20 protein-coding genes, 1 tRNA gene and 2 pseudogenes are annotated in these 21,238 nt (G+C 59.6%); 16 read left to right on the plus strand and 7 right to left on the minus strand.

The features are described from left to right. Positions 1 to 22: 22 nt before the first annotated feature. From araD1 to chvE, 4 genes are all read right to left on the minus strand, one after another. On the minus strand, positions 23 to 1,018 hold the full coding sequence (gene araD1 / locus J2J98_RS15900) for an AraD1 family protein (protein WP_138392945.1): 996 nt from the start codon (positions 1,016 to 1,018) through the stop codon (positions 23 to 25). 111 nt (positions 1,019 to 1,129) lie between these two features. Next, a complete protein-coding gene (gene mmsB, locus J2J98_RS15905; protein WP_207601556.1) occupies positions 1,130 to 2,335 on the minus strand; it encodes a multiple monosaccharide ABC transporter permease in 1,206 nt (401 codons plus the stop codon). Beyond that, positions 2,332 to 3,870 (minus strand): multiple monosaccharide ABC transporter ATP-binding protein, encoded by a 1,539-nt coding sequence (gene mmsA / locus J2J98_RS15910; RefSeq protein ID WP_064705854.1) that lies wholly within the window; start codon positions 3,868 to 3,870, stop codon positions 2,332 to 2,334. The genes mmsB and mmsA overlap by 4 nt, the downstream gene beginning before the upstream one ends. Positions 3,871 to 3,966: 96 nt before the next feature. Continuing rightward, complete coding sequence (chvE, locus tag J2J98_RS15915; protein WP_207601557.1) at positions 3,967 to 5,031, minus strand: multiple monosaccharide ABC transporter substrate-binding protein; 1,065 nt, start codon at positions 5,029 to 5,031, stop codon at positions 3,967 to 3,969. A 271-nt stretch (positions 5,032 to 5,302) separates the two neighbouring features. On the opposite strand from chvE, the gene J2J98_RS15920 reads away from it, so the two are divergent. The 3 genes from J2J98_RS15920 to J2J98_RS15930 all read left to right on the plus strand — a co-directional run bounded on the left by J2J98_RS15920 (position 5,303) and on the right by J2J98_RS15930 (position 8,156). Continuing rightward, positions 5,303 to 6,316: a LysR family transcriptional regulator gene (locus J2J98_RS15920; protein ID WP_138392943.1), complete on the plus strand. Its 1,014-nt coding sequence runs from the start codon at positions 5,303 to 5,305 to the stop codon at positions 6,314 to 6,316. A gap of 105 nt (positions 6,317 to 6,421) precedes the next feature. Next, positions 6,422 to 6,883, plus strand: coding sequence for a hypothetical protein (locus tag J2J98_RS15925; RefSeq protein WP_064705856.1), 462 nt, complete (start codon positions 6,422 to 6,424; stop codon positions 6,881 to 6,883). Positions 6,884 to 7,286: 403 nt separating this feature from the next. Continuing rightward, positions 7,287 to 8,156, plus strand: coding sequence for a Hint domain-containing protein (locus J2J98_RS15930; RefSeq protein ID WP_207601558.1), 870 nt, complete (start codon positions 7,287 to 7,289; stop codon positions 8,154 to 8,156). 119 nt (positions 8,157 to 8,275) lie between these two features. Here the strand turns inward: J2J98_RS15930 and J2J98_RS15935 are convergent, their stop codons facing one another. After that, positions 8,276 to 8,557 carry a hypothetical protein gene (locus J2J98_RS15935; RefSeq protein WP_207601559.1) on the minus strand — a complete coding sequence of 94 codons (282 nt, stop codon included), beginning with the start codon at positions 8,555 to 8,557 and terminating at the stop codon, positions 8,276 to 8,278. A gap of 279 nt (positions 8,558 to 8,836) precedes the next feature. On the opposite strand from J2J98_RS15935, the gene iolG reads away from it, so the two are divergent. Further along, positions 8,837 to 9,829 carry an inositol 2-dehydrogenase gene (iolG, locus tag J2J98_RS15940; RefSeq protein WP_207601560.1) on the plus strand — a complete coding sequence of 331 codons (993 nt, stop codon included), beginning with the start codon at positions 8,837 to 8,839 and terminating at the stop codon, positions 9,827 to 9,829. Positions 9,830 to 10,337: 508 nt separating this feature from the next. After that, positions 10,338 to 10,781: an aminoglycoside 6'-N-acetyltransferase gene (aac(6'), locus tag J2J98_RS15945; RefSeq protein WP_375337110.1), complete on the plus strand. Its 444-nt coding sequence runs from the start codon at positions 10,338 to 10,340 to the stop codon at positions 10,779 to 10,781. 44 nt (positions 10,782 to 10,825) lie between these two features. Here the strand turns inward: aac(6') and J2J98_RS15950 are convergent, their stop codons facing one another. Next, entirely contained in the window at positions 10,826 to 12,049 is a 1,224-nt protein-coding gene (locus J2J98_RS15950; RefSeq protein ID WP_207601562.1) for an ROK family transcriptional regulator, read from the minus strand. Positions 12,050 to 12,343: 294 nt separating this feature from the next. Here J2J98_RS15950 and xylF point away from each other — a divergent pair, with 294 nt between their 5' ends. From xylF to J2J98_RS15995, 9 genes are all read left to right on the plus strand, one after another. Next, a complete protein-coding gene (gene xylF, locus J2J98_RS15955) occupies positions 12,344 to 13,384 on the plus strand; it encodes a D-xylose ABC transporter substrate-binding protein (protein WP_064705862.1) in 1,041 nt (346 codons plus the stop codon). A 263-nt stretch (positions 13,385 to 13,647) separates the two neighbouring features. Next, positions 13,648 to 14,961, plus strand: a complete 1,314-nt coding sequence (locus tag J2J98_RS15960) for a sugar ABC transporter permease (RefSeq protein ID WP_207601563.1) — start codon at positions 13,648 to 13,650, stop codon at positions 14,959 to 14,961. Positions 14,962 to 14,975: 14 nt separating this feature from the next. Beyond that, entirely contained in the window at positions 14,976 to 15,758 is a 783-nt protein-coding gene (locus J2J98_RS15965) for an ATP-binding cassette domain-containing protein (protein ID WP_064705864.1), read from the plus strand. A 201-nt stretch (positions 15,759 to 15,959) separates the two neighbouring features. Then, positions 15,960 to 16,036: transfer RNA gene (locus tag J2J98_RS15970), tRNA-Arg, on the plus strand. A gap of 530 nt (positions 16,037 to 16,566) precedes the next feature. Beyond that, positions 16,567 to 17,553 carry a sensor histidine kinase gene (locus J2J98_RS15975; protein ID WP_311043661.1) on the plus strand — a complete coding sequence of 329 codons (987 nt, stop codon included), beginning with the start codon at positions 16,567 to 16,569 and terminating at the stop codon, positions 17,551 to 17,553. Between the two features lie 6 nt (positions 17,554 to 17,559). Further along, the gene (locus J2J98_RS15980; protein WP_138392934.1) at positions 17,560 to 17,943 is read left to right on the plus strand and encodes a response regulator; all 384 of its coding nucleotides are present in this window, start codon (positions 17,560 to 17,562) and stop codon (positions 17,941 to 17,943) included. 160 nt (positions 17,944 to 18,103) lie between these two features. Then, positions 18,104 to 18,394 (plus strand): CopG family transcriptional regulator, encoded by a 291-nt coding sequence (locus J2J98_RS15985; protein WP_207603147.1) that lies wholly within the window; start codon positions 18,104 to 18,106, stop codon positions 18,392 to 18,394. A gap of 454 nt (positions 18,395 to 18,848) precedes the next feature. Next, positions 18,849 to 19,190, plus strand: a complete 342-nt coding sequence (locus tag J2J98_RS15990) for an NIPSNAP family protein (RefSeq protein ID WP_207601564.1) — start codon at positions 18,849 to 18,851, stop codon at positions 19,188 to 19,190. Between the two features lie 264 nt (positions 19,191 to 19,454). Then, positions 19,455 to 19,970, plus strand: a complete 516-nt coding sequence (locus tag J2J98_RS15995; RefSeq protein ID WP_207601565.1) for a hypothetical protein — start codon at positions 19,455 to 19,457, stop codon at positions 19,968 to 19,970. Positions 19,971 to 19,979: 9 nt separating this feature from the next. Here J2J98_RS15995 and J2J98_RS16000 read toward each other — a convergent pair. Further along, a pseudogene (locus J2J98_RS16000) lies at positions 19,980 to 20,231 on the minus strand (ATP dependent DNA ligase); the annotation flags it as partial. Positions 20,232 to 20,330: 99 nt separating this feature from the next. Here J2J98_RS16000 and J2J98_RS30865 point away from each other — a divergent pair. Further along, a pseudogene (locus J2J98_RS30865) lies at positions 20,331 to 20,703 on the plus strand (thermonuclease family protein). A gap of 148 nt (positions 20,704 to 20,851) precedes the next feature. Further along, the gene (locus J2J98_RS16005; protein ID WP_207601566.1) at positions 20,852 to 21,019 is read left to right on the plus strand and encodes a hypothetical protein; all 168 of its coding nucleotides are present in this window, start codon (positions 20,852 to 20,854) and stop codon (positions 21,017 to 21,019) included. Positions 21,020 to 21,238 lie beyond the last annotated feature (219 nt).

Here is a 21,238-nt window from a genome sequence, read left to right on the forward strand (position 1 = left end):
CCCAGGCGTCCGGATCTCTAATTCAGAGCTGCTTGACGGCGATCTCTTCTTCGGCCGCGATCTTCAGCGGGTTGCGGAGCGGCAGGCCGAATTCGGCGACTTCGATTTCGAAGACGTCTCCCTCTTCCGTCTTGATGCCGTCGGCGAAGGACAGGGTCGCGGTGCCGAACATGTGGACATGGACATCGCCGGGGACGCGGAAGAGGCCGTATTTGAAATGGTGGTATTCGAGATTGGCGAAGGTGTGCGACATGTTCGCCTCGCCCGACAGGAAGGGCTTTTCGAAGATCACCTTATCGCCGCGCTTGATGCGCGAGGTGCCGCGGATATCCTCGGGCGCGGCGCCGATGCGGATTTCCGGACCATAGGCGGCCGGGCGCAGTTTCGAGTGGGCCAGATAAAGATAATTGATCCGTTCGGTGACGTGGTCCGAAAATTCGTTCGACAGGGCAAAGCCGATGCGGAACGGTGAGCCGTCCTTGGCGATGACGTAAATGCCAGCCAATTCAGGCTCTTCGCCGCCGTCGAGGGCAAAGGACGGCGACACCAGGGGAGCGCCCGGCGCTGCCGCGCCATAGCCGTTGCCCTTGTAGAACCACTCGGGCTGCACGCCCTTTTCGCCTGACTTCGGCTTGCCGTTCTCGAGACCCATCTTGAACATCTTCATCGAGTCGGTCAGCGTTTCCTCGGCCGCCTCGGTGGTCTTCTTGTGCATGGAATCGCGGGTGGCGGCCGAACCCAGGTGGGTGAGCCCGGTGCCGGTCAGATGCAGGTGGGCGGCATCGGGATGGGTGATCGGCGGCAGGAAACGGCCTTCCGCATAGGCCTTCTCAAGGTCGACGGCCTCGCCGTAACCATGGGCCTCGATGACTGCGGCGAGCGACTTGCCGCCATCGGCGGCTTCCATCGCCAGCGCATAGACGCTGCCTGCATTCTTGACCGACCTGGCCGCACCGCCCTGCTCGCGCACGGCGACGACGATCTCTCCGTTGGCACCCTTGATCTGGGAAATAAGCACGACTTCGATCCTTCTCGTTCCGGCGAAGACAAAAGCTCCGCCTGTCCGGCTCCATCGGGAGCCGGAATTGGTCTTTCATATGACTGCGAATGCCGGGCTGGGCTTAGATGCTCAGCCCTTGTTCTTGTTGTAAACGTCGAAGAACACGGCCGCGAGAAGCACCGCACCCTTGACCATCTGCTGGAAGTCGATGCCGAGGCCGACGATCGACATGCCGTTGTTCATGACGCCCATGATGAATGCGCCGATGACCGCGCCGGTGATCTTGCCGACACCGCCCGATGCCGAGGCGCCGCCGATGAAGCAGGCCGCGATCACGTCGAGCTCGAAGCCGACGCCGGCTTTCGGCGTTGCCGAGTTCAGGCGGAGTGCGACGATCATGCCGGCAAGGCCTGCAAGCACGCCCATGTTGACGAAGGTGTAGAAGCTGAGGCGCTGCGTGTTGATGCCCGAAAGCTTGGTCGCCTTTTCATTGCCGCCCATGGCGTAGATGCGCCGGCCGACCGTCGTGCGTTTGGTGACGAAGGCGTAGATCGCGATCAGCACCAGCATGACGACGAGAACGTTCGGCAGGCCCCTGTAGCTGGACAGTTGATAGCCGAGCCACAGAATGGCGAGTGAAACGACCAGGTTCTGGCCAATGAAGAAGCCCAGCGGCTCGACATCGATGCCATGGCTTTCGTTCATCTTGCGGCGACGCCAGGCGAGGTAGAAGAGGATGACCGGCAGGATGACCGTCAGGATCAGCGAGGTCGACTGCACGGGCGCGCCGAAGATGTTGATCATGTCGCCCGGCAGGAAGCCGGTGCTGATGACCTGGAATTCCTTCGGGAACGGGCCGATGTTCTTGCCTGCCAGCACCGTCAGCGTCAGGCCGCGGAAGATCAGCATGCCGGCGAGCGTCACGATGAAGGACGGGATGCGGTGATAGGCGATGAAATAGCCCTGCGCAGCGCCGATAATGCCGCCGACGATCAGACAAATCAGGCCGGCGACCCAGAAATTCATGCCCCATGTCACAGTGAAGATTGCCGCGAGCGCGCCGACGAAGGCGACGATCGAACCGACCGACAGGTCGATATGCCCGGCCACGATGACGAGCAGCATGCCGAGCGCCATGATGACGATGAAGGAATTCTGCAGGACGAGGTTCGTCAGGTTGACCGGCTTGAAGAGAATGCCGCCGGTGTAAAGCTGGAAGAATACCATGATCGCGACGAGCGCGATGAGCATGCCGTATTCACGAATGTTGCCGCGGATGTAGTCGGCAACAGAAACGACGTTGCTTTCCTCGGTTGTCGGGTTGACCGGAGTCATTGTCTCTTCTCCCCTGAGCGCATGATAGCGCGCATGATGGTTTCCTGGCTTGCTTCTCCCTTCGGCAGTTCGGCGACGATGCGTCCTTCGTTCATCACGTAGATGCGGTCACAAGTGCCAAGCAGTTCGGGCATTTCCGATGAGATCATCAGAACGCCCTTTCCATCGGCGGCAAGCTGGTTGATGATAGTATAAATCTCGTACTTTGCGCCAACGTCGATGCCGCGCGTGGGCTCGTCGAGGATCAAAATCTCGGGATCGGAGAACAGCCACTTCGACAGCACGACCTTTTGCTGGTTGCCGCCGGAAAGATTGACCGTTTCCTGGAAGATGCCGTGCGAGCGAATGCGCAGCTTCGACCGGTAATCGGTCGCGACCTTCATCTCCTTGATGTCGTCGATGACGCTATTGCTCGAAATACCTTCGAGGTTGGCGAGCGTCGTGTTGTGCAGGATCGTGTCGTTGAGCACGAGGCCAAGCTGTTTGCGGTCCTCGGTGACATAGGCAAGACCCGCATCAATCGCCTTGCGCACGGTGCTGACGTCGACCGGCTTGCCCTCGACGAACACCTCGCCGCTGATCTTGTGCCCGTAGGACTTGCCGAAGACGCTCATGGCGAATTCGGTGCGGCCCGCACCCATCAGACCGGCGATACCGACGACCTCGCCCTTGCGGACGCTGACGTTGATGTCATGCAGCACCTGGCGGTCGCGGTGATGCTGGTGATAGGCGTTCCAGTTCTTGACTTCGAAGATCGTCTCGCCAATCGGCACCGAGCGCGGCGGATAACGATCGGCGAGGTCGCGGCCCACCATGTTCTTGATGATGATGTCTTCGCTGATCTCGTCCGCGTGACAGTCGAGCGTCTTGACGGTCATGCCATCGCGCAGGACCGTGATCTGGTCGGCGACCTTGCGGATCTCGTTCAGCTTGTGGGAAATGATGATCGAGGTGATGCCCTGATTGCGGAACTCGATCAGCAGATTGAGCAGTGCGTCGGAGTCCTTCTCGTTGAGCGAGGCTGTGGGCTCGTCGAGGATGAGGAGCTTCACACTCTTCGACAGCGCCTTGGCGATCTCTACGAGCTGCTGCTTGCCGACGCCGATGTCTGTCACCAAAGTGTTCGGGGATTCGCGCAGACCGACTTTCTGCAAGAGTTGCTTCGTGCGGTTATAGGTCTCTTCCCAGCTGATAACCCCGTTCTTGGCATTCTCGTTGCCGAGGAAGATGTTTTCGCCGATCGACAGCAACGGCACGAGCGCCAGTTCCTGGTGAATGATGACGATGCCGATTTCTTCGGAGTCCTTCAGGACCTTGAAGTGGCGCGTCTCGCCTTCATAGACGATGTCGCCCTCATAGCTTCCCGTGGGATAGACGCCCGATAGCACTTTCATCAGGGTCGATTTTCCGGCCCCGTTTTCGCCTACCAATGCGTGAATTTCACCCTTGCGAACCTTGAGGTTCACATTCTCCAGCGCCTTAACGCCCGGGAACGTCTTGGTGATGCTCCGCATTTCGAGGATGGTGTTGTCCATAGTCAAAGTTCCAGCGCCGGCAGCTTAAAACAGCTGGGGCGATCATAAAATCGAAGGCCGGAACCCGCAAGCACGGGCTCCGGCCTCCTGTTTAACTTACTTCAGCTGGTCTTCTGTGTAGTAGCCGCTGTCGATCAGGACCTGCTTGTAGTTGGTCTTGTCGACCGAAACCGGCTTCAGCAGATAGGACGGAACGACCTTGACGCCGTTGTCGTAGGTCTTGGTGTCATTGACCTCAGGCTCCTTGCCGGACATGACGGCATCGACCATGGAAACCGTGACCTTGGCGAGTTCGCGGGTGTCCTTGAAAATCGTCGAGTGCTGTTCGCCAGCGATGATCGACTTGACCGACGGGATTTCAGCGTCCTGGCCGGAAACGACCGGGAGCGGCTGGTCAGCGGAACCATAGCCGACGCCCTTCAGCGAGGAGATGATGCCGATCGAGAGGCCGTCATAGGGAGACAGGACGGCGTCGACCTTGGCGTCGGTGTAATTGGCCGAGAGCAGGTTGTCCATGCGGGCCTGGGCGGTAGCCGCATCCCAACGCAGCGTGCCGACCTTGTCCATGCCGGTCTGGCCGGACTTCACGACGAGCTTGCCCGAGTCGATGTAGGGCTGCAGAACGGACATCGCGCCATCATAGAAGAAGAAGGCGTTGTTATCATCCGGCGAACCGCCGAAGAGTTCGATGTTGAACGGGCCCTTGCCATCCTTGAGGCCGAGGGCGTCAACGATCGAGTTTGCCTGGAGAACGCCGACCTGGAAGTTGTCGAAGGTGGCGTAGTAGTCGACGTTGGCCGAGTCACGGATCAGGCGGTCGTAAGCGATGACCTTGATGCCGGCGTCGTGAGCCTTCTGGAGAACGTCGGAAAGCGTCGTGCCGTCGATCGAAGCGATGACGAGAACCTTGGCACCCTTGGTGACCATGTTTTCGATCTGCGACAGCTGGTTCGGAATATCGTCGTCAGCATACTGCAGGTCAGTCTTATAGCCGGCGGCCTCGAGCTGCTTGACGATGTTGTTGCCGTCGTCGATCCAGCGAGCGGAGGACTTCGTCGGCATGGCGATGCCCACGAGGCCCTTGTCCTGCGCCATGGCAGGCATGACGAAGGAAGCGACGCCGAAGGCAGCCGCAGCCATCAATGAGATAATGGATTTCATTTCTCTCTCCCTTGTTAATAGAGCAGCGGACGAAAAATCGCCCGCCCCGAAACTGTGGCAGGTTCCGTATTGGATAGTTACTTCAGATGGTGAGAAACGAAGTAGGTCTCCTCCACGATCTCACACGTGTTGAGTGCCAACCAGCACACGGCGGCAAACTGGTATGGATTCCTATAACTGTCAAATAGAATAAGTGGTAATGTGCATAACAATTTTGGTATATCGTTAAAAAGTATTACTTTTGATGGAGCGCAGTGGGGAGGCTGCAACCATGACGATCGTTTCAGAGCCCATTTCGATGGATCACGTCGATATCCACAGCGACAGTTTCGGCGACGACAGCTTTCTCCGTTCGGGACTTAAGCTGAATCACCTGCGCATGATCGTCGCAATCGAAGATAGTGGACAGATTTCCGCAGCTGCGGATGTCCTCAACATCTCGCAGCCCGCCGCATCGCGCATGCTGTCGGAAATGGAGGCGATCACCAAGACGCCGCTCTACGAGCGCGTCGCCCGCGGCGTGGTGCTGACGACCTTCGGCGCGGCCCTTGCCAGACGCGCCCGCAAGATCCTTCTGGAGTTGCGCGAGGCGAGCCGCGAGATCGCCGAATTGAAGAGCGGCAAGGGCGGCTCGGTCTTCATCGGTGCGGTCACGGCGCCGGCCATGAGCCTCGTTGTGCCGGCAATCAACAAGGTGCGTAAAGCCTATCCCGGCATCGAGATCAACATTCAGGTGGAGACGAGCAATGTGCTCGCCCGCGAACTGCTCGCCGCCCGCCACGACTTCATCATCGGCCGCATTCCCGACGATCTCAATCCGCGGCTGTTCGAGGTCAGGGAGATCGGCATCGAGCGGGCCTGCCTGATCGTGCGTAACCACCATCCGCTCCTGAAAAGAAAGAAGACGAGCAGCCTTACCGACGTCAGGGATTACGACTGGGTGTTCCAGCCGCCGGGCACGCTGTTGCGTCGCACGATCGAAGACATCTTTCTGTCCCAGGGCGTGGCGCTGCCCGAAAATATCGTCAACACCTCCTCGCTGCTGCTCACCTGCGCCATCGTCTGCGAAACCGATGCGATCGCGCCCGTCGCCGTCGACGTCGCCCATTTCCTGGCAAGCCAAGGCGCCAAGGCGTCCGACGTGCGCATGCTGCCGATCGATTTCGACATCAACGTCAAGCCCTACAGCCTGATCACCGCGAGAGAGCGGGCACTGCCGCCGAGCGCCAGGCTGCTCTACGACATCATTCTCGAGGAGAGCCTGAAGCAGGGGGCTAAAGCATGATGCCGAGAAGGGTCGGCGGTTTTCGGGCGACATCATGCTCCATCGATCGAACCGGCAAGCCCTGCGCCATCTTGACGGGCTCTAATATCCTCGAGAGGAAGGCGCATGCTGTTCGGACAATCGGTATTTCAATCAGTGCTCGAGCGGCTGAAGGCGGAGGAAGAACCGGCCGAAGAGACACAAGCGCCGCCTGCCCACCGCGTATCCGGGCTCGCCACCGGCCTCGCATTCGATGTCATGGAAGGCATCTCGGTTGCCTCGCAGCGCGTCGGCCAGGCCTACTTCGATAATCTCAACGCCGAGCCGGCGGCCGAGGAGGCTCCCCCGCAGGAGCCGGAACCGGTTATGCCGGACCATCTCGCCCGCATCGCCCCGGAAGAGATTGCCGCGGAATTGGCGATCGCTGCCGCCGATACCCAACAGACGCTGAACGAGAAGCGGCGCGCCTTTGCCAAGGCCAACCATCCTGACGGCGTCGCAGAGCCTTTCCGCGACAATGCCAACAGGCGCATGATGATCGCCAATCTCTTGATTGACGAGGCGATGCGCCGCCTGCCGCACAGCTGACGTTCTCGAGCGCAGGCAAGCCTTCCCAGAGCAATTCCGTTTTTCGTCGGATCAATGATTGCTCAATCTCTTCGTTTTCACGCAATTCCCGGCGCAAAACCGCTCCACACTTTGTTGGAATTGCTCGAGACTTTGGAGAGCCGCCGGTTCCGCGATTTGTGAACGCTATATAGGCTGTTTTTCTGCCATTCAACCGACCCTCACCATAACCGGTTTGATCATTTCTCGTTATGGTAGCGGATAAATCACCAGCTTTTTGTTACCAGCGATAGCGTATTTCAGGATCCGGATAGACCATGCCTACGCCCTTTTCGGTAGGGCATAGCGCTAACTGGCGAAATTGAGCAAGAGAGAACCCGTTGTAACATAGGGCGGTTTAGATGTTTTAAGGGAGACCGCCGACATGTCATCTACGGAAGACCCAAAGCTGCCACGCAACACCGCGCGCAGACATTTTCTAGGTGTGGCTGCAGCTACCGGCGCTCGTCTCGCCGCCATGGCGGCCATGGCCACGGCAATTTCTACCTCTCCGGCCAAAGCGATGGGTCGACGTTGGGGACGCGGCGGCTCCGGTGGACACGGAGGTTCCGGTGGGAGCGGTGGCCCAGGCGGAAGAGGTGGCCGTGGCGGCAGCGGCGCAAATTGCTTCCTGCGGGGAACGGGGATACTAACGGATTGCGGTGAGAAGCCCGTCGAGGATCTCAGCATCGGCGACCGCGTTGCCCTTGCTGACGGCAGCACCCGTCCGGTAAAGTGGGTCGGCCGCCAAACCTTCAAGAGGAGCGGCGCGCGCTGGCAAAAGGACGTCGTGCCGATCAGGGTCTCCCGCCACGCACTCGATGGGCACACACCCCATTCGGATCTCTTTCTCTCGCCTGGCCACGCGCTGTACCTCAACGGAGTTCTGATCCAGGTGAAGGAGCTCGTGAACGGCACGACGATCGCACCGGTCACGCCCGCCGCCGAGGGATCGATCGAGTACTTCGCCGTCATGCTCGATACGCACGAAGTTATCCTTGCCGAAGGTGCTGCGGTCGAAACCTTCCATCTGAAGGACAGCAATCACGAGAACTTCTGCAATTTTGCAGAATACCAGCGTCTCTACGGCGAGGAACGCATCGTGATGACACCGTTTGCGCCGCTGCTGGGAGGTGGCTGGTCACATTTGAGAGCGCTTCTCCTGCTCAGCGTTTCGCCGCTGGTACCGGTGCGCGATCCATTCGGCGATGCCTGCGAAACGATCGAGGCGCAGGCTAGGGAACCGTCACTCTGACAGGACGGTAATACGTCGGGGGTCGGACTGCGGCATGCGAAGCCGTGCACCGTTGTGCAATATTATCAAACAAGGACGTCAAGCGCGGCGCGCATCGAAAAGATCGCGGCGCGCTTCGATCACTCGGCCTTCTTCTCTTCGGCTTTCTTCTCGTCGTCTGCTGCCGGCTCATCCCCGTCCGCGTCATCGGGTGTGACGATTGCAGCGGTCTCCGACGGTTTCGGATCGAACGTCCAGAACAATACATAGAGGGCATAGGCGCCGGCGCCGCCCGATATCACGCCCCAGAAGGGATCGCCGGTGACGAATTCGACCGTGGCCCAGGCGAAGCAGACGGCAACGATGGCTATTCGCACCCAGAGGCGGCGATATGCCGGATGGTTCGGATCGATCAGTTGCATTCCTGCTCCACGGTCACTTGTGTCGCACTGCCCTCGGCCTGTGCCGCGCTTGTCTCTAAAGCCTTTCCCGGACAGTTTAAAGCATTCTGTTGAATCGACCGGTATCGAAAGTTCAATCGAACCGCTCCTGCGGGACGCTTCCGTTCGGAGGAAAGGCTCTGGTTCGAATCTTGCAAATGTGAAAGATCCGCGGACTTGACGCAACGCCGAGAAGGTGGAATGAAAATTCCGGATTTTTGGCAATTCGGTTTATTTGTTCCGAATTTGAGGGAGGTTGAAATGACTGTGAGATTTGGTCTTCTCGGCGCCGGCCGTATTGGCAAGGTTCATGCGAAGGCCGTCAGCGGCGATACCAATGCGACGCTGGTTGCGGTGGCGGACGCCTTTCCCCAGGCGGCAGAAGCCATCGCTTCGGCCTATGGCTGCGAGGTCCGCACCATCGAAGCCATCGAGGCCGCCAAAGACATCGACGCCGTCGTCATCTGCACGCCGACGGACACCCATGCCGACCTGATCGAGCGATTCGCCCGCGCCGGCAAGGCGATCTTCTGCGAGAAGCCGATCGATCTGGACGTCGATCGCGTCAAGGACTGCATCAAGGTGGTGGAAGAGACCGGGGCCAAGCTGATGGTCGGTTTCAACCGCCGCTTCGATCCGCATTTCATGGCAGTGCGCAAAGTAATCGACGAGGGCAAGATCGGCGAGGTCGAGATGGTGACGATCACCTCGCGCGATCCCGGCGCCCCGCCGGTCGACTATATCAAGCGCTCGGGCGGTATCTTCCGCGACATGACGATCCACGATTTCGATATGGCCCGCTTCCTGCTCGGCGAAGAGCCGGTTTCGGTGCTTGCGACCGCCGCCGTGCTCGTCGACAAGGCGATCGGCGAAGCCGGCGATTATGACAGCGTCTCGGTGATCCTCCAGACTGCTTCGGGCAAGCAGGCCGTCATCTCCAACTCCCGCCGCGCCACCTATGGCTACGACCAGCGCATCGAAGTGCACGGCGCGAAGGGCATGGCAGCGGCCGAAAACCAGCGCCCGGTCTCGATCGAGGTGGCGAACGGTGACGGCTACACCCGCCCGCCGCTGCACGATTTCTTCATGACCCGCTACACCGAAGCCTATGCCAACGAGATTGCAGCTTTCATCGCCGCGATCGAAAAGGGCACGAAGATCTCGCCCTCCGGCGCCGACGGCCTGGCAGCGCTCGCGCTTGCCGACGCCGCCGTGCAGTCGGTCAAAGAAGGCAAGCTCATTAGGATCGGCTGACGGCCCTCTCCCGACCGTAAGCCGTGCATGAGATGGCCGGGCTCCGCCCGGCCGTTTTGCGTTTTGAGCATGGGCACGCGTATTGAAGACAAGCCGCCTCCCGCCGAGTGCACGGTTGCTAATTCGGGGCATTGGCCTCCACCAGGGGCCGGCGTGGATCCCAGGCTCAAGGCTTGGGATGACGAAGAGTGGGAGCGTCTCTGCCAACTCGGCGTCGGCGCGGCGGATGATGCCTTACGCGTCCGGCTCCGGACGCGGCGCGGTGCAGCGCTTATCGGCTGCCGCCACCTTCTCCCAGTTTTACCGGAAAGAAGGGATATGCCGCCCCAGCCCCTAACCGAAATGTGGAATCCAAGCAGATACTGGTGCCCCTCCCCTTGAGGCATGGGTGTTTGAGGCGGTTTAACTTGCTGGACATATCTTCGTGAAGCAATCTGCGCACTCGCGTCGCAAAAACTGTCGCTTTAGTCGGGGTCTGGCGACAAGAAGGAACCGCAATATGGATGCGATTATTGAGATTGCGACGACAAAAGATGTCGAGCCGTGGGCGCAGCTTCGCGTTGCGCTGTGGCCGCATCACTCGCTTGAACATCATCGAGCTGAGTTGGGCCGGGCGCATCTTTCAGAAAGTGGACAGGCCGTCGCGTTCATCGCTCGAAATCCTGCGAATGAAACCGTCGGGTTTGCTGAGGCGACTTTGCGACATGATTATGTGAATGGATGCAGCAGCTCGCCCGTTTTATTTCTCGAAGGGATTTATGTCCGGCCTGTTGACAGGCGAAAGGGCATCGCACGATTGCTTTGCAATGCCGTTGCCGATTGGGGGAAGTCGCTTGGGTGCATTGAGTTTGGCTCTGACGCGCTGCTTGAGAATTCAGCCAGCCATGCGCTTCATACCGCTTTAGGATTTGAGGAGACACAGCGCGTCGTGTTCTTCCGAAAGCCACTTTAGACCGGAGTTGCCCTTCCACAAGAGCCGCCCGGCGTTTCGCCGTCTCAATCCGTCCCCTGCCCCCCCGAGATCACGATATCCTGGTCGATCACCGACAGCGCCCGGTTGAGGTGACCTTCGAAGACGAGGATGGGTTCGTCGGGGACGACGCGGATTTCGGGCATGCCTTCCATGCGCACGATGTGGGATTGGCCGAGACCCTCTTCGATGCCCTGGCGCAGCAGGTCGTAATAGCGGGTGCCGGGGCCGGTGATGGCGATGGGCATGCGTTCGGTAAGACTGAGCATGCGCGACAGGCCATTGCCCAGCGCCAGCCCCGCCTGGCGGAAGGCGAAGGCGGAGGTGCGGTTACCCTGGCGGGCGCGGGCGGCGATCTTGTCGAGTTCGGCAACCGGGACGAATTTGGCGGGGATCGTATCGAGGGGCACTTCGAAGGCGCTGCGCAGGATGGCGTAGAAGCCGGCATAGGCCTCGATGCAGCCGCGCGTGCCGCAGCGGCAGAGGCCGCCATTCGCCATATGCAGCATGTGCCCGAAATTCGGCGCCGAAATTTCCTGGCCGGTCTGGCCTCCGCGCCGGACGATGCCAAGGCCGATGCTGTGGCCGAGCGACAGCGCCGCGAGCGAGCGGAAATCGGCGCCCTTGGCGATCTCCTCGCGCGCGCCGAGCGCGGCGGCGACGAGCAGCGTCTCGTTATCGAGAATGACCTTGGCCTGCCATTCCGACCGAAGCGCCGATTCGAAATCGATTTGATCGCTGCCGAAGATCGGCGACCAGACGAGGACGGGTTCGGCGGAATGGACGAGGCCCTTGCTGCTGATCGAGATCAGCAGCACCTTTTCCTGGGAAATCCGGGAGCGATCGAGAATGCGCGAAAGCCCGGCCTGCACCGCTGCGAGGAAACGGGCGGCACCCGAGGGATCATGCGAACGCTCCTCGCTGAAGCGGTCGATCAGCTTGCCGGCATAATCCACAAGCGAATATTGCACCGCATCCGAGGAGATGACGACAACGATCAGGTAGCCGCAATCGCGCCGCTGGCGCAAAAGCACGCGCGGCCGGCCTCGGCCGCTGGCCGCCTGCTGCTCGGATTTTTCGATAATCTGGGCCCTTTCCAGCTCGGCCGTGATCGCCGAAACGGTGGCCGAGGAAAGGCCCGTGAAATCCGATATTTCGGTATGGGCGAGCGCGCCGTGGCGGCGCAGCACGGACAGCACGAGCACGCTGTTTCTCTGCCGGACCAGCTCCGTGCTCGACTTGGTCAGCATGAATGCCGCCCTCTCCCTGTGCTCGCATTTCAACAGCTAGAGCATGACGGCCTGTCTGAAAACCGCTCATGGTTTTCGGCATCATGCTCTGGTTCCGCCCCTCGTTCCCACTGCATCTCCGGCCGCTGCCGCGCAAGCGAATTAAGCCGGTAGTGCAGTGTTGACAGTTGAAAAAATCTCTGACAGTTAATTTCTCGACTGTCGAGAAAAAAATCGAAATCTTTCTCGACAGCTTTCGCGGTGGCCGGAGGAAGCAATGGGCTGGGCCGGTCGCAACTCACTCGGGAGGACATTATGAAGTCTATTATGAAACTGATGGCAGGGGCTGCCATCCTCGTTTCGGTGCATACTGCCGCCATGGCTGCTGATCTTGTCGTCGGCGTTTCCTGGTCGAATTTCCAGGAAGAGCGCTGGAAGACCGACGAAGCCGCCATCAAGAAGGCTCTCGAAGCCAAGGGCGCCAAATATATTTCCGCTGACGCGCAGTCTTCTGCCGCAAAGCAGCTGACCGACGTTGAATCGCTGATCTCGCAGGGCGCCAACGCTCTGATCATCCTCGCCCAGGATTCCGACGCGATTGCTCCGGCGATCGAAAAGGCAGCCGCCGAAGGCATCCCGGTTGTCGGCTACGACCGCCTGATCGAAAACCCGGCCGCCTTCTACATCACCTTCGACAACAAGGAAGTCGGTCGCCTGCAGGCCGAGGGCGTCTTCAAGGTGAAGCCGGAAGGCAACTATGTCTTCATCAAGGGCTCGTCTTCCGACCCGAATGCCGACTTCCTCTTCTCGGGCCAGCAGGAAGTGCTGAAGGCTGCGATCGACGCCGGCAAGATCAAGAATGTCGGCGAAGCCTATACCGACGGCTGGCTGCCGGAGAACGCCCAGCGCAACATGGAGCAGTTCCTGACGGCCAACAACAACAAGGTTGACGCCGTCGTCGCCTCCAACGACGGCACGGCCGGCGGTGCGATCGCAGCGCTCGACGCCCAGGGCCTCGCCGGCTCCGTTCCGGTCTCCGGCCAGGACGGCGACAAGGCGGCGCTGAACCGCATCGCGCTCGGCACGCAGACGGTTTCCGTCTGGAAGGACAGCCGCGAGCTCGGCAAGCGCGCCGCCGAAATCGCTCTCGACCTCGCCGGCGGCAAGGACATGAGCAAGATCGACGGCGTTCAGGCGTTCAAGGGCGGCCCCAAGGGCGTGGAAATGCAGTCCGTCTTCCTGAAGCCGCTTGCCATCACCAAGGACAATCTGAACGTCGTCATCGACGCCGGCTGGATTTCCAAGGCTGAGGCCTGCCAGGGCGTCAAGGCCGACACGGTCGCTGCCTGCAAGTAAGCGAGCCGCTGAACTAGAATGACCGGCGCCGCAGCGGATAACGCTGCGGCGCCGGATGCGGACGGGAATTCCAAAGACGAAGTTTTCTCCGCCTCGCCGCACCATCGCAGATTTGCATTCCCTGCCGGAAGAGCGTCGCGACGCCACGCGACCGGTTTCCGGAAGCATCGCGGTGGTCAGTTGAAGAACAGACGAATGACGCCGTTGGCAGCCTCTCGCGCGCCGGCGCAGCCGTCAAAACAAAATGGGGGAACGGCAAACCCATGGCCGATGTATTAAAATCAACGACCTCAAGCGGACCGCGAGCGGCGGAAGCCAATCCGGTGGCCCGCTTCTTCCGCGCCACCGAGATCGACACGCGCCTGCTCGGCATGATCGGCGCGCTCGTCATCATCTGGATCGGTTTCCACATCATCACCGGCGGCCTGTTCCTGACCCCGCGCAATCTCTGGAACCTCTCGGTCCAGACGACCGACATCGCGATCATGACGACGGGCATGGTGCTGATCATCGTCACCCGCAATATCGACCTTTCCGTCGGCTCTGTGCTCGGCCTCTGCGGCATGATCATGGGTGTCACCCAGGCACAGATCCTGCCGCAATATCTGGGCTTCGACAGCCCCTTCACCTGGGCGATCACCCTTCTCGTCGGCCTGATCGCCGGCTGCCTGATCGGCGCATTTCAGGGAATCATCATCGCCTTCCTGAACGTTCCCTCCTTCATCGTCACCCTCGGCGGCCTGCTTGTCTGGCGCGGCGCGACCTGGCTCGTCACCAGCGGCCAGACGGTTGCCCCCATGGACCAGACCTTCCGCATCATGGGCGGCGGCGCGGAGGGCTCGATCGGCGCCACCTGGAGCTGGATCGTCGGCATCGCCGCATGCCTCTTCGTCATCGCCAGCATCATCGGCTCGCGCCGGCAGCGCCGCCGCTTCGGCTTTCCGCTCAGGCCTGTCTGGGCGGAATATTTCCTGGCGAGCCTCAGCTGCGTGTTGATCCTCGGCGCCGTCTGGATTGCCAACAGCTACTATTGGCCGATCAATATCGCCAAGCGTTACGCCGAGGCCAACAATATCCCCTGGCCGGAAACCGGCCTGGATATTCCCTACGGCATCGCCGTTCCGGTGCTGATCGCCATCGTCGTCGGCATCATCATGACCTTCATCGCCACGAGGCTGCGCTTCGGCCGCTATGTCTTCGCGATCGGCGGCAACCCCGAGGCGGCGGAACTCGCCGGCATCAAGACCCGCTGGGTGACGGTGCGCATCTTCGCGCTGATGGGCATTCTCGCAGCCGTCGCGGCGGCGATCTCCACCGCCCGCCTCAACGCCGCCACCAACGCGCAGGGCACGCTCGACGAACTCTACACGATCGCCGCCGCCGTTATCGGCGGGACGTCGCTGGCGGGCGGCACCGGCACGATCGCCGGCGCCATGCTCGGCGCGCTCGTCATGCAGTCCCTGCAATCTGGCATGGTGCTGGCGCATGTCGACACGCCGCTGCAGAGCGTCGTCGTCGGCACCGTCCTCGTCGTTGCGGTCTGGCTCGACACCGTCTACCGCGCCCGTGCCAAGTGAGAGGAGCCCAAGACATGACTGATCAACGCACTCCCCTCGTGGAACTGAAAAACATCTCGATCTCCTTCGGCGGCATCCACGCCGTGGACAATGCCTCGGTGGATCTCTACCCCGGCGAAGTGGTGGCCCTGCTCGGCCACAACGGCGCCGGCAAATCGACGCTGATCAAGATCCTCTCCGGCGCCTACAAGCGCGATGGCGGCGAGATCCTGATCAATGGCGAGCCGGCCGACATCCGCAATCCGCGCGACGCCAAGAAATACGGGATCGAGACGATCTACCAGACGCTTGCCGTAGCCGACAATGTCGACGCGGCCGCCAACCTCTATCTCGGCCGCGAGCTGAAGACCCGATGGGGCACACTCGACGACGTGGCGATGGAGGCCTCGGCGCGGCAGGTGATGGGACGGCTCAACCCCAACTTCAAGCGCTTCAAGGAGCCGGTGAAGGCGCTTTCGGGCGGCCAGCGGCAATCGGTGGCAATCGCCCGCGCCATTCTCTTCAACGCCCGCATCCTGATCATGGACGAGCCGACGGCGGCCCTCGGCCCGCAGGAGACGGCGCAGGTGGGCGAGCTGATCAAGCAGCTGAAGAAGGAAGGCATCGGCATCTTCCTCATCAGCCACGACATCCACGACGTCTTCGACCTCGCCGACCGCGTCTCGGTGATGAAGAACGGCCAAGTGGTAGGCCATGCCCGCACCGAGGACGTGACCAAGGACGAAGTGCTGGGCATGATCATTCTCGGCAAGGTGCCGCCCAAGGCCATCCCCGGCCCCGGCGCCATGCAGATCTGACCGCTGCGAGCCCCTGCCCCAGACAACCGAGCTCCGCCGCCCGCAAGGCCGGCGGAGTTTTCATTTGTGCACCAAGGCTTGCGGATAAATACACGTGCCAAATCGCAAGCATCGGTATTTCTGAGAATTCACGATTGAAGCCGGCCGCAAGCTAGGCTAAGAACCACCCATCGGACAGGCGATTCAAACCGCCTTCGGCATGCACCCGTAGCTCAGCTGGATAGAGTGTTGGATTCCGATTCCAAAGGTCACAGGTTCGAATCCTGTCGGGTGCGCCAACAATTGCAGGATCCATTCTGGACACATAGGTTACGGTTTATTCCTAAGACATAGGTAACACCTTTGTGCCGAAAGGGTTCGGCAATGGTTCGAGCCTGCATGTCTCGTCATCGAAGTATCCCAGGTCGTAAGACACGCGGCGATACCGTCAGGTTGATCGTCAGAGAGGTGGATGGAGAAGAACACCTATGTGTCGGTGCACGAGTTGATGAAGACAGCGAAGCGGATGGGACGGCTTGATTTGCGAGCTTTTTGGCAGCGACCCTGACCTGGCGATGCTTCTCGACAATGTGGCGGCCATTCTATCCGAGCACACCGCGGTATTGCCGACGACATCGCCGACCCAGAAGGTGACTGCGCGTGATCTGACCAGGTCACCCCTACGCAATGTCGTCGGGCTCGGACGTGCCGCTGCGCCATCTGCGGACATTGCCAGTCACAAAGAAAAGATTACTTTAGACGCAAAGGCTCACCTTTTGGGAGTTCCAGCTGTGGGGCTTCATATTGTCGCCACGTCTGTGAGGAGGGCATGGCATCTATGTTGTTGGAAGATTTGTACCGTCTGATGAAAATCGGGCACGTGCAGGCTCAGGGGGTTGTCGACACCATGACCCAGCCCGTTGTCGTTCTCGATCAGCATTTCTGTGTTACGACTGCGAACAATGCGTTCATCAAGACTTTCGAGGTCGACCGTGAAGACATTTTGGCGGAGAACTTCTTTCGGCTTGGAAACGGCCAGTGGGATATTGCGGAGCTTCGGCAGCTCATAGAGTCGGTCATCCCACGGGCGACCGCCGTCATCGGCTTCGAAGTGAGGCACGATTTTCCGACGATCGGCCAGCGTACATTTCTTGTCGACGCCCGACGCCTTGTTCATCCCGACGACAACAGCCCCAACCTCCTGGTCATCTTCGACGACGTCACGGAGCGCCAGCGCCACGACGCCCAGATGGACTTCATCGTCGCCGAGATGAGGCACCGGCTGAAGAACCTTTCGGCCGTCGTTCGGTCGGTCGTGAACAATACCAGAGCGGACGATCCTGTTGTTGCAAGCTTCAAGGAGGCACTGCTTGGCAGGCTGGACGTGACCTTTCACGCTCAGGAGCTCGCCGCGCGAGGCAAGGCGGCTGACTTCGAAACCTTGGTGAGGGACGCGGTAGGCATGACTGTTTCAGAACGGCTCGAATGCTCCGGACCGTCCGCAGAACTTTCAAGTTCACACGTTGTTCCGGTCAGCATGATTTTCCACGAGCTCGGTACGAACGCAGCGAAGTACGGTGCTGGTTCCGTTCCGGGTGGAAGGATTAGTGTGACCTGGGAGTCGGACACCGGGCCGCGGGAGCGGACGCTTCTCGTATGTCAATGGCGCGAGGAAGCAGGGCCGCGCATCTCTCAGCCTGAGCGCAAGGGCTATGGGACTGAACTGATCGAAGGCCTAGCAGCCCATATGGGTGGAAGCGTGGAACTTATCTATCCTCCCAGTGGTTTCATTGCGATAATCAAAATCCCGATGTGAGGTCATGTGAGCGGTACTTTCGAAGCGAGGGCCGGAGGTGAGACCAAGGTCCTCGTCGTCGAGGACGAGTTCTTTATCGCCGATGAACTCCGACGCAAACTGACCGCTGCCGGATTGCTGGTGCTTGGGCCGGTATCATCGAACGAGGGCGCGCTCGATCTGCTGGAGCAGCAGCGACCTGCTATCGCCGTTCTCGATATCCATATCGGCGGGACAAGGGTGAATCCTGTGGCCGCAAAGCTTCGGCAGTTGAATGTCCCGTTCGTTCTGGCGACAGCAAGCCCGCCCCATGAAATTGCATCTGATCCGGTCCTCGCGGGCGCAGTCATCCTGGAAAAACCAACAGATTTGGATCGTCTGATAGAAATCGTCCGCAGGGTAATCAAGTGACGATTCAGTGCGCGAAGAGCCGTTCGCGTAACAACTGGGCATACGCTTTTGCCGAGACATGTGCTCTCCTATAACGCATAAACCAAAGCGTCATTCTGATCTTCCCTCAGCCACTTATATGACAGGTGCCGCAGCCTCCGTCATGCTTCCAGGGCCTGCATTGGCAAATGGCGACGGCGCCGCCCTCCTCGAAGACGCCGCCGATCCACCGACGACATTCCCCGGGGCAAATCTGCAGATCATGCTGCGCCGCGCCGCCCTGATAGTGCGTAACGCCGGGTCGATCACGCTCGATCCCGATCTGGAGGAAGCCGTCATAGACGTGTCGAGCGAGCTGGGGCTTGATCGTGACGATGCGATCAGGTTCATCGTCCGAGAATGGATGGAGAAGAACACCTATCTGCCGGTACAACAGCTTGACGAGGATGGGCATGTTGATGGGAGTGCCTGAACTGCGCAGCCGTCGCTCTGGTAAACCTCGATGCCGGGGTTGGCAGCTGCAATTTGAACTTGAGAACTGAAATGCATCTGCCCGCCGGAAGGATCGGCTTTCGATGATCAAGCCTGAACTCGCATTCGCCATCATAATGATGAGCAACTTCGCAGCTCCGATCGGGGCTTTTATCGCTGGGTGCACGTGGCCGCGTTGGTGGAAGACATTGCATTCTTTGGCGGTGATCTGGGTCGTTCTGTCAGTATACGTATGCGACAGAATGACGTTCACGCCACATATCGCACTGTGGACGGCTCGTACGAAGGATTAGATCAGTTTCTAGTCGTCGTTGCCATCTTGTTGCAGCAGCTAGCCATTCTCATGACCTATGTAGCTTGGTATGTGTGTCGCGAATTTGTTAAGCGGCGGCGGGCATCTCGAAGAGAAGCGAAGCCTTTCTGAGGAGCATCCAATGATCCACGAATTGCGCATCTATACATGTCTGCCGGAGAGGCTGCCGGCACTGCAACAGCGTTTCGAGACCGCGACACTGGCGATCTGGGAACGCCTCGGCATCCGCTCACTCGGCTTCTGGACGACGATGATCGGTTCTTCCAGCAACGATCTGACCTATCTGCTCGAATGGCGGTCACTGGCGGAGCGCGAGCAGAAATGGGCCGAATTCATCGCTGATCGTGAGTGGCAGGAAGCGAAGGCGAAGAGCGAGGCGGATGGGGCGATCGTTGCCAACATCACCAGTTCGTTGCTGAAGCCGACACGCTTCTACCGCGGCTTCTCCGAACCGTCGGAATAGCGGCAACGGCCGGCCGACCCGATGACCATGCCCGACACAGCCAACTTTCTCGACGACGCCGGCAGCCGGATCGCAGATATTTCGCGAGCCGCATGACTTGTCCGCACATTTCATCTCTGACAATTTGCGCGCATGGATATTGATTTAGATCGACCCGAAGCCATCAGAAGTCGCGTTAAACGGATCATTTCAGGCGATTTTGATTATTCCCATTTTGCCACCATCATTATGTAGCTGCGAGAGCGTGTGGCGAAAAATAGCACCATGCGTGAGCTTGGCGATTTTCTGGCCCATCCCTGCCGTGAACGCGGCCCAACGTCTGCTGCCGTAAACGACCTGCTGAGGTATTTCTGGGATAACCTCGAAGGGCTAGATCCTAAAAAGATTGAAGCGGAGCGCGCCGTGAAGGTTGAGGAAATGTACTTCGAGTTCCGCCAAGCCTTATTGGATGCTGGCCTCTTGCTCGCGGAGGAAGACGACGCACTGGCGATCGCTTACGAAGCATTTGTCCTTTTTACACTTTCTTCTCTGCACGAGAGCGCTCTCATCACCGAAGGATGGGATGTTGTTCTCAGGGTGGCGATCGCCAACGATGGGAACCTCGCCATCTTCGGACACACTTTCTTAAACAAGAACGGTCGCGCCTTCAGAACAAATTTTCTGATATCCTCCACCACTCTTGCCGCCGCAGATTGGCTGAATGCGCCAGTGGCCGCGGGATTTGTCAGGCAGCCGCTGATGTACACTGCCGCTCCGAAACTAATTTCCTTCGAAGGCTAGGTCCCGACATCATTCGATGCCGTAAATTGCCGCATCGTCCCGCTCCTCCCTTAGTCCCTTATATGACGGATGCCGAAGCTTCCCGTCATGCGTCCAGGCACGATATTCAATCTCGGCGACGAGTGTCGGCTTGATCCAGATCAGGTTCTTGCCCTGGCCGGAATACCTCACCGCAGGCGCCGAGACCTTAAGCTTGTCCATGGCAGCGCGAAGCTCCAATGCCTGGCTTGCCTTAAAGCCAGTTCCGACCGATCCGACGTAGCAGCAGCAGCCCACCTATCGACCGACAACCTGCACATCGACGCCGCCGAGCACCTGGGTGGGTGGTCCGGTTCGGCAGGTCCGGACGTCCTGCTATTGATAATCGCCGGACTGATCATTTGCGCCTCGCTGACGGCAGTCGACGGCGACACAGTCAAATGCGACGGCCAGAACATGCGACTGCTTGGCGACTGAGTTCCGTTCGTCTCGGGCATAGACACGCCGGAGATCGGGAGCCACGCAAAGTGCCTCAAGGAACGGAAGCTAGCCCTGATCGCCAAGGGTAGGCTGAAACAGCTTTTGGCTGAAAGGGGCTTACGGGTGGTTTTCAGCGGCGCGGCGGACCGTACGAAATCGCACCGACCTCTCGCAACATCTACAGAACAAACGGGGAGAGATCGGGAAGAGGATGCTAAAGGAAGGCTTCGCTCGTAAATGGAACCCGGAACAGCGCAATGACGGGTGCGAGTAGCTCGACGCGCGATATCCTTGCATACGAGAACTCAACCACAAATTCTCTGCCTCCACAATTTTAGGATATTCGACATGGACTGGTCACCCGATATAATGGCGAATATTGGCTCCGTGGGTATCAATCGAAGGCGCTTTGAGGGTGAGCCATGCTGGAGAATTCTGTCACCGTCTTTGAACGCGGCGGTCTGTGGGTCGTCTCCGTAGCCGAACTTGGCGGAGCGCAGGAAAAGGTATTTCTTAAAGAGGAATTCGCACGAATCTACGCGGCAGGCCAGGAAATTCGCATCCAGAAAGACGTTCGGCAGAGAACTTGAAGCCGTCGCTCTGACGAATCTTATCTCATGCATTGTTTCTGCGGTAAAACCGACTTCCATAACCAAGTTTGCTCCTGTCCAACACCTTCCGGGAACCTGGCCGATCGCGCGCTGTTAGAGCGTAAGCGGTGTTTTCCTCCCACATTGACCAAGCGCGACAGGTCGTTCCGATAGCTACCGCTGCAAGGTTGATGATATGAATGCGCCAATTGCGATCAT

The sequence above is a fragment of the Rhizobium bangladeshense genome (assembly GCF_017357245.1).
GTDB classification, from domain to species: Bacteria; Pseudomonadota; Alphaproteobacteria; order Rhizobiales; family Rhizobiaceae; genus Rhizobium; species Rhizobium bangladeshense.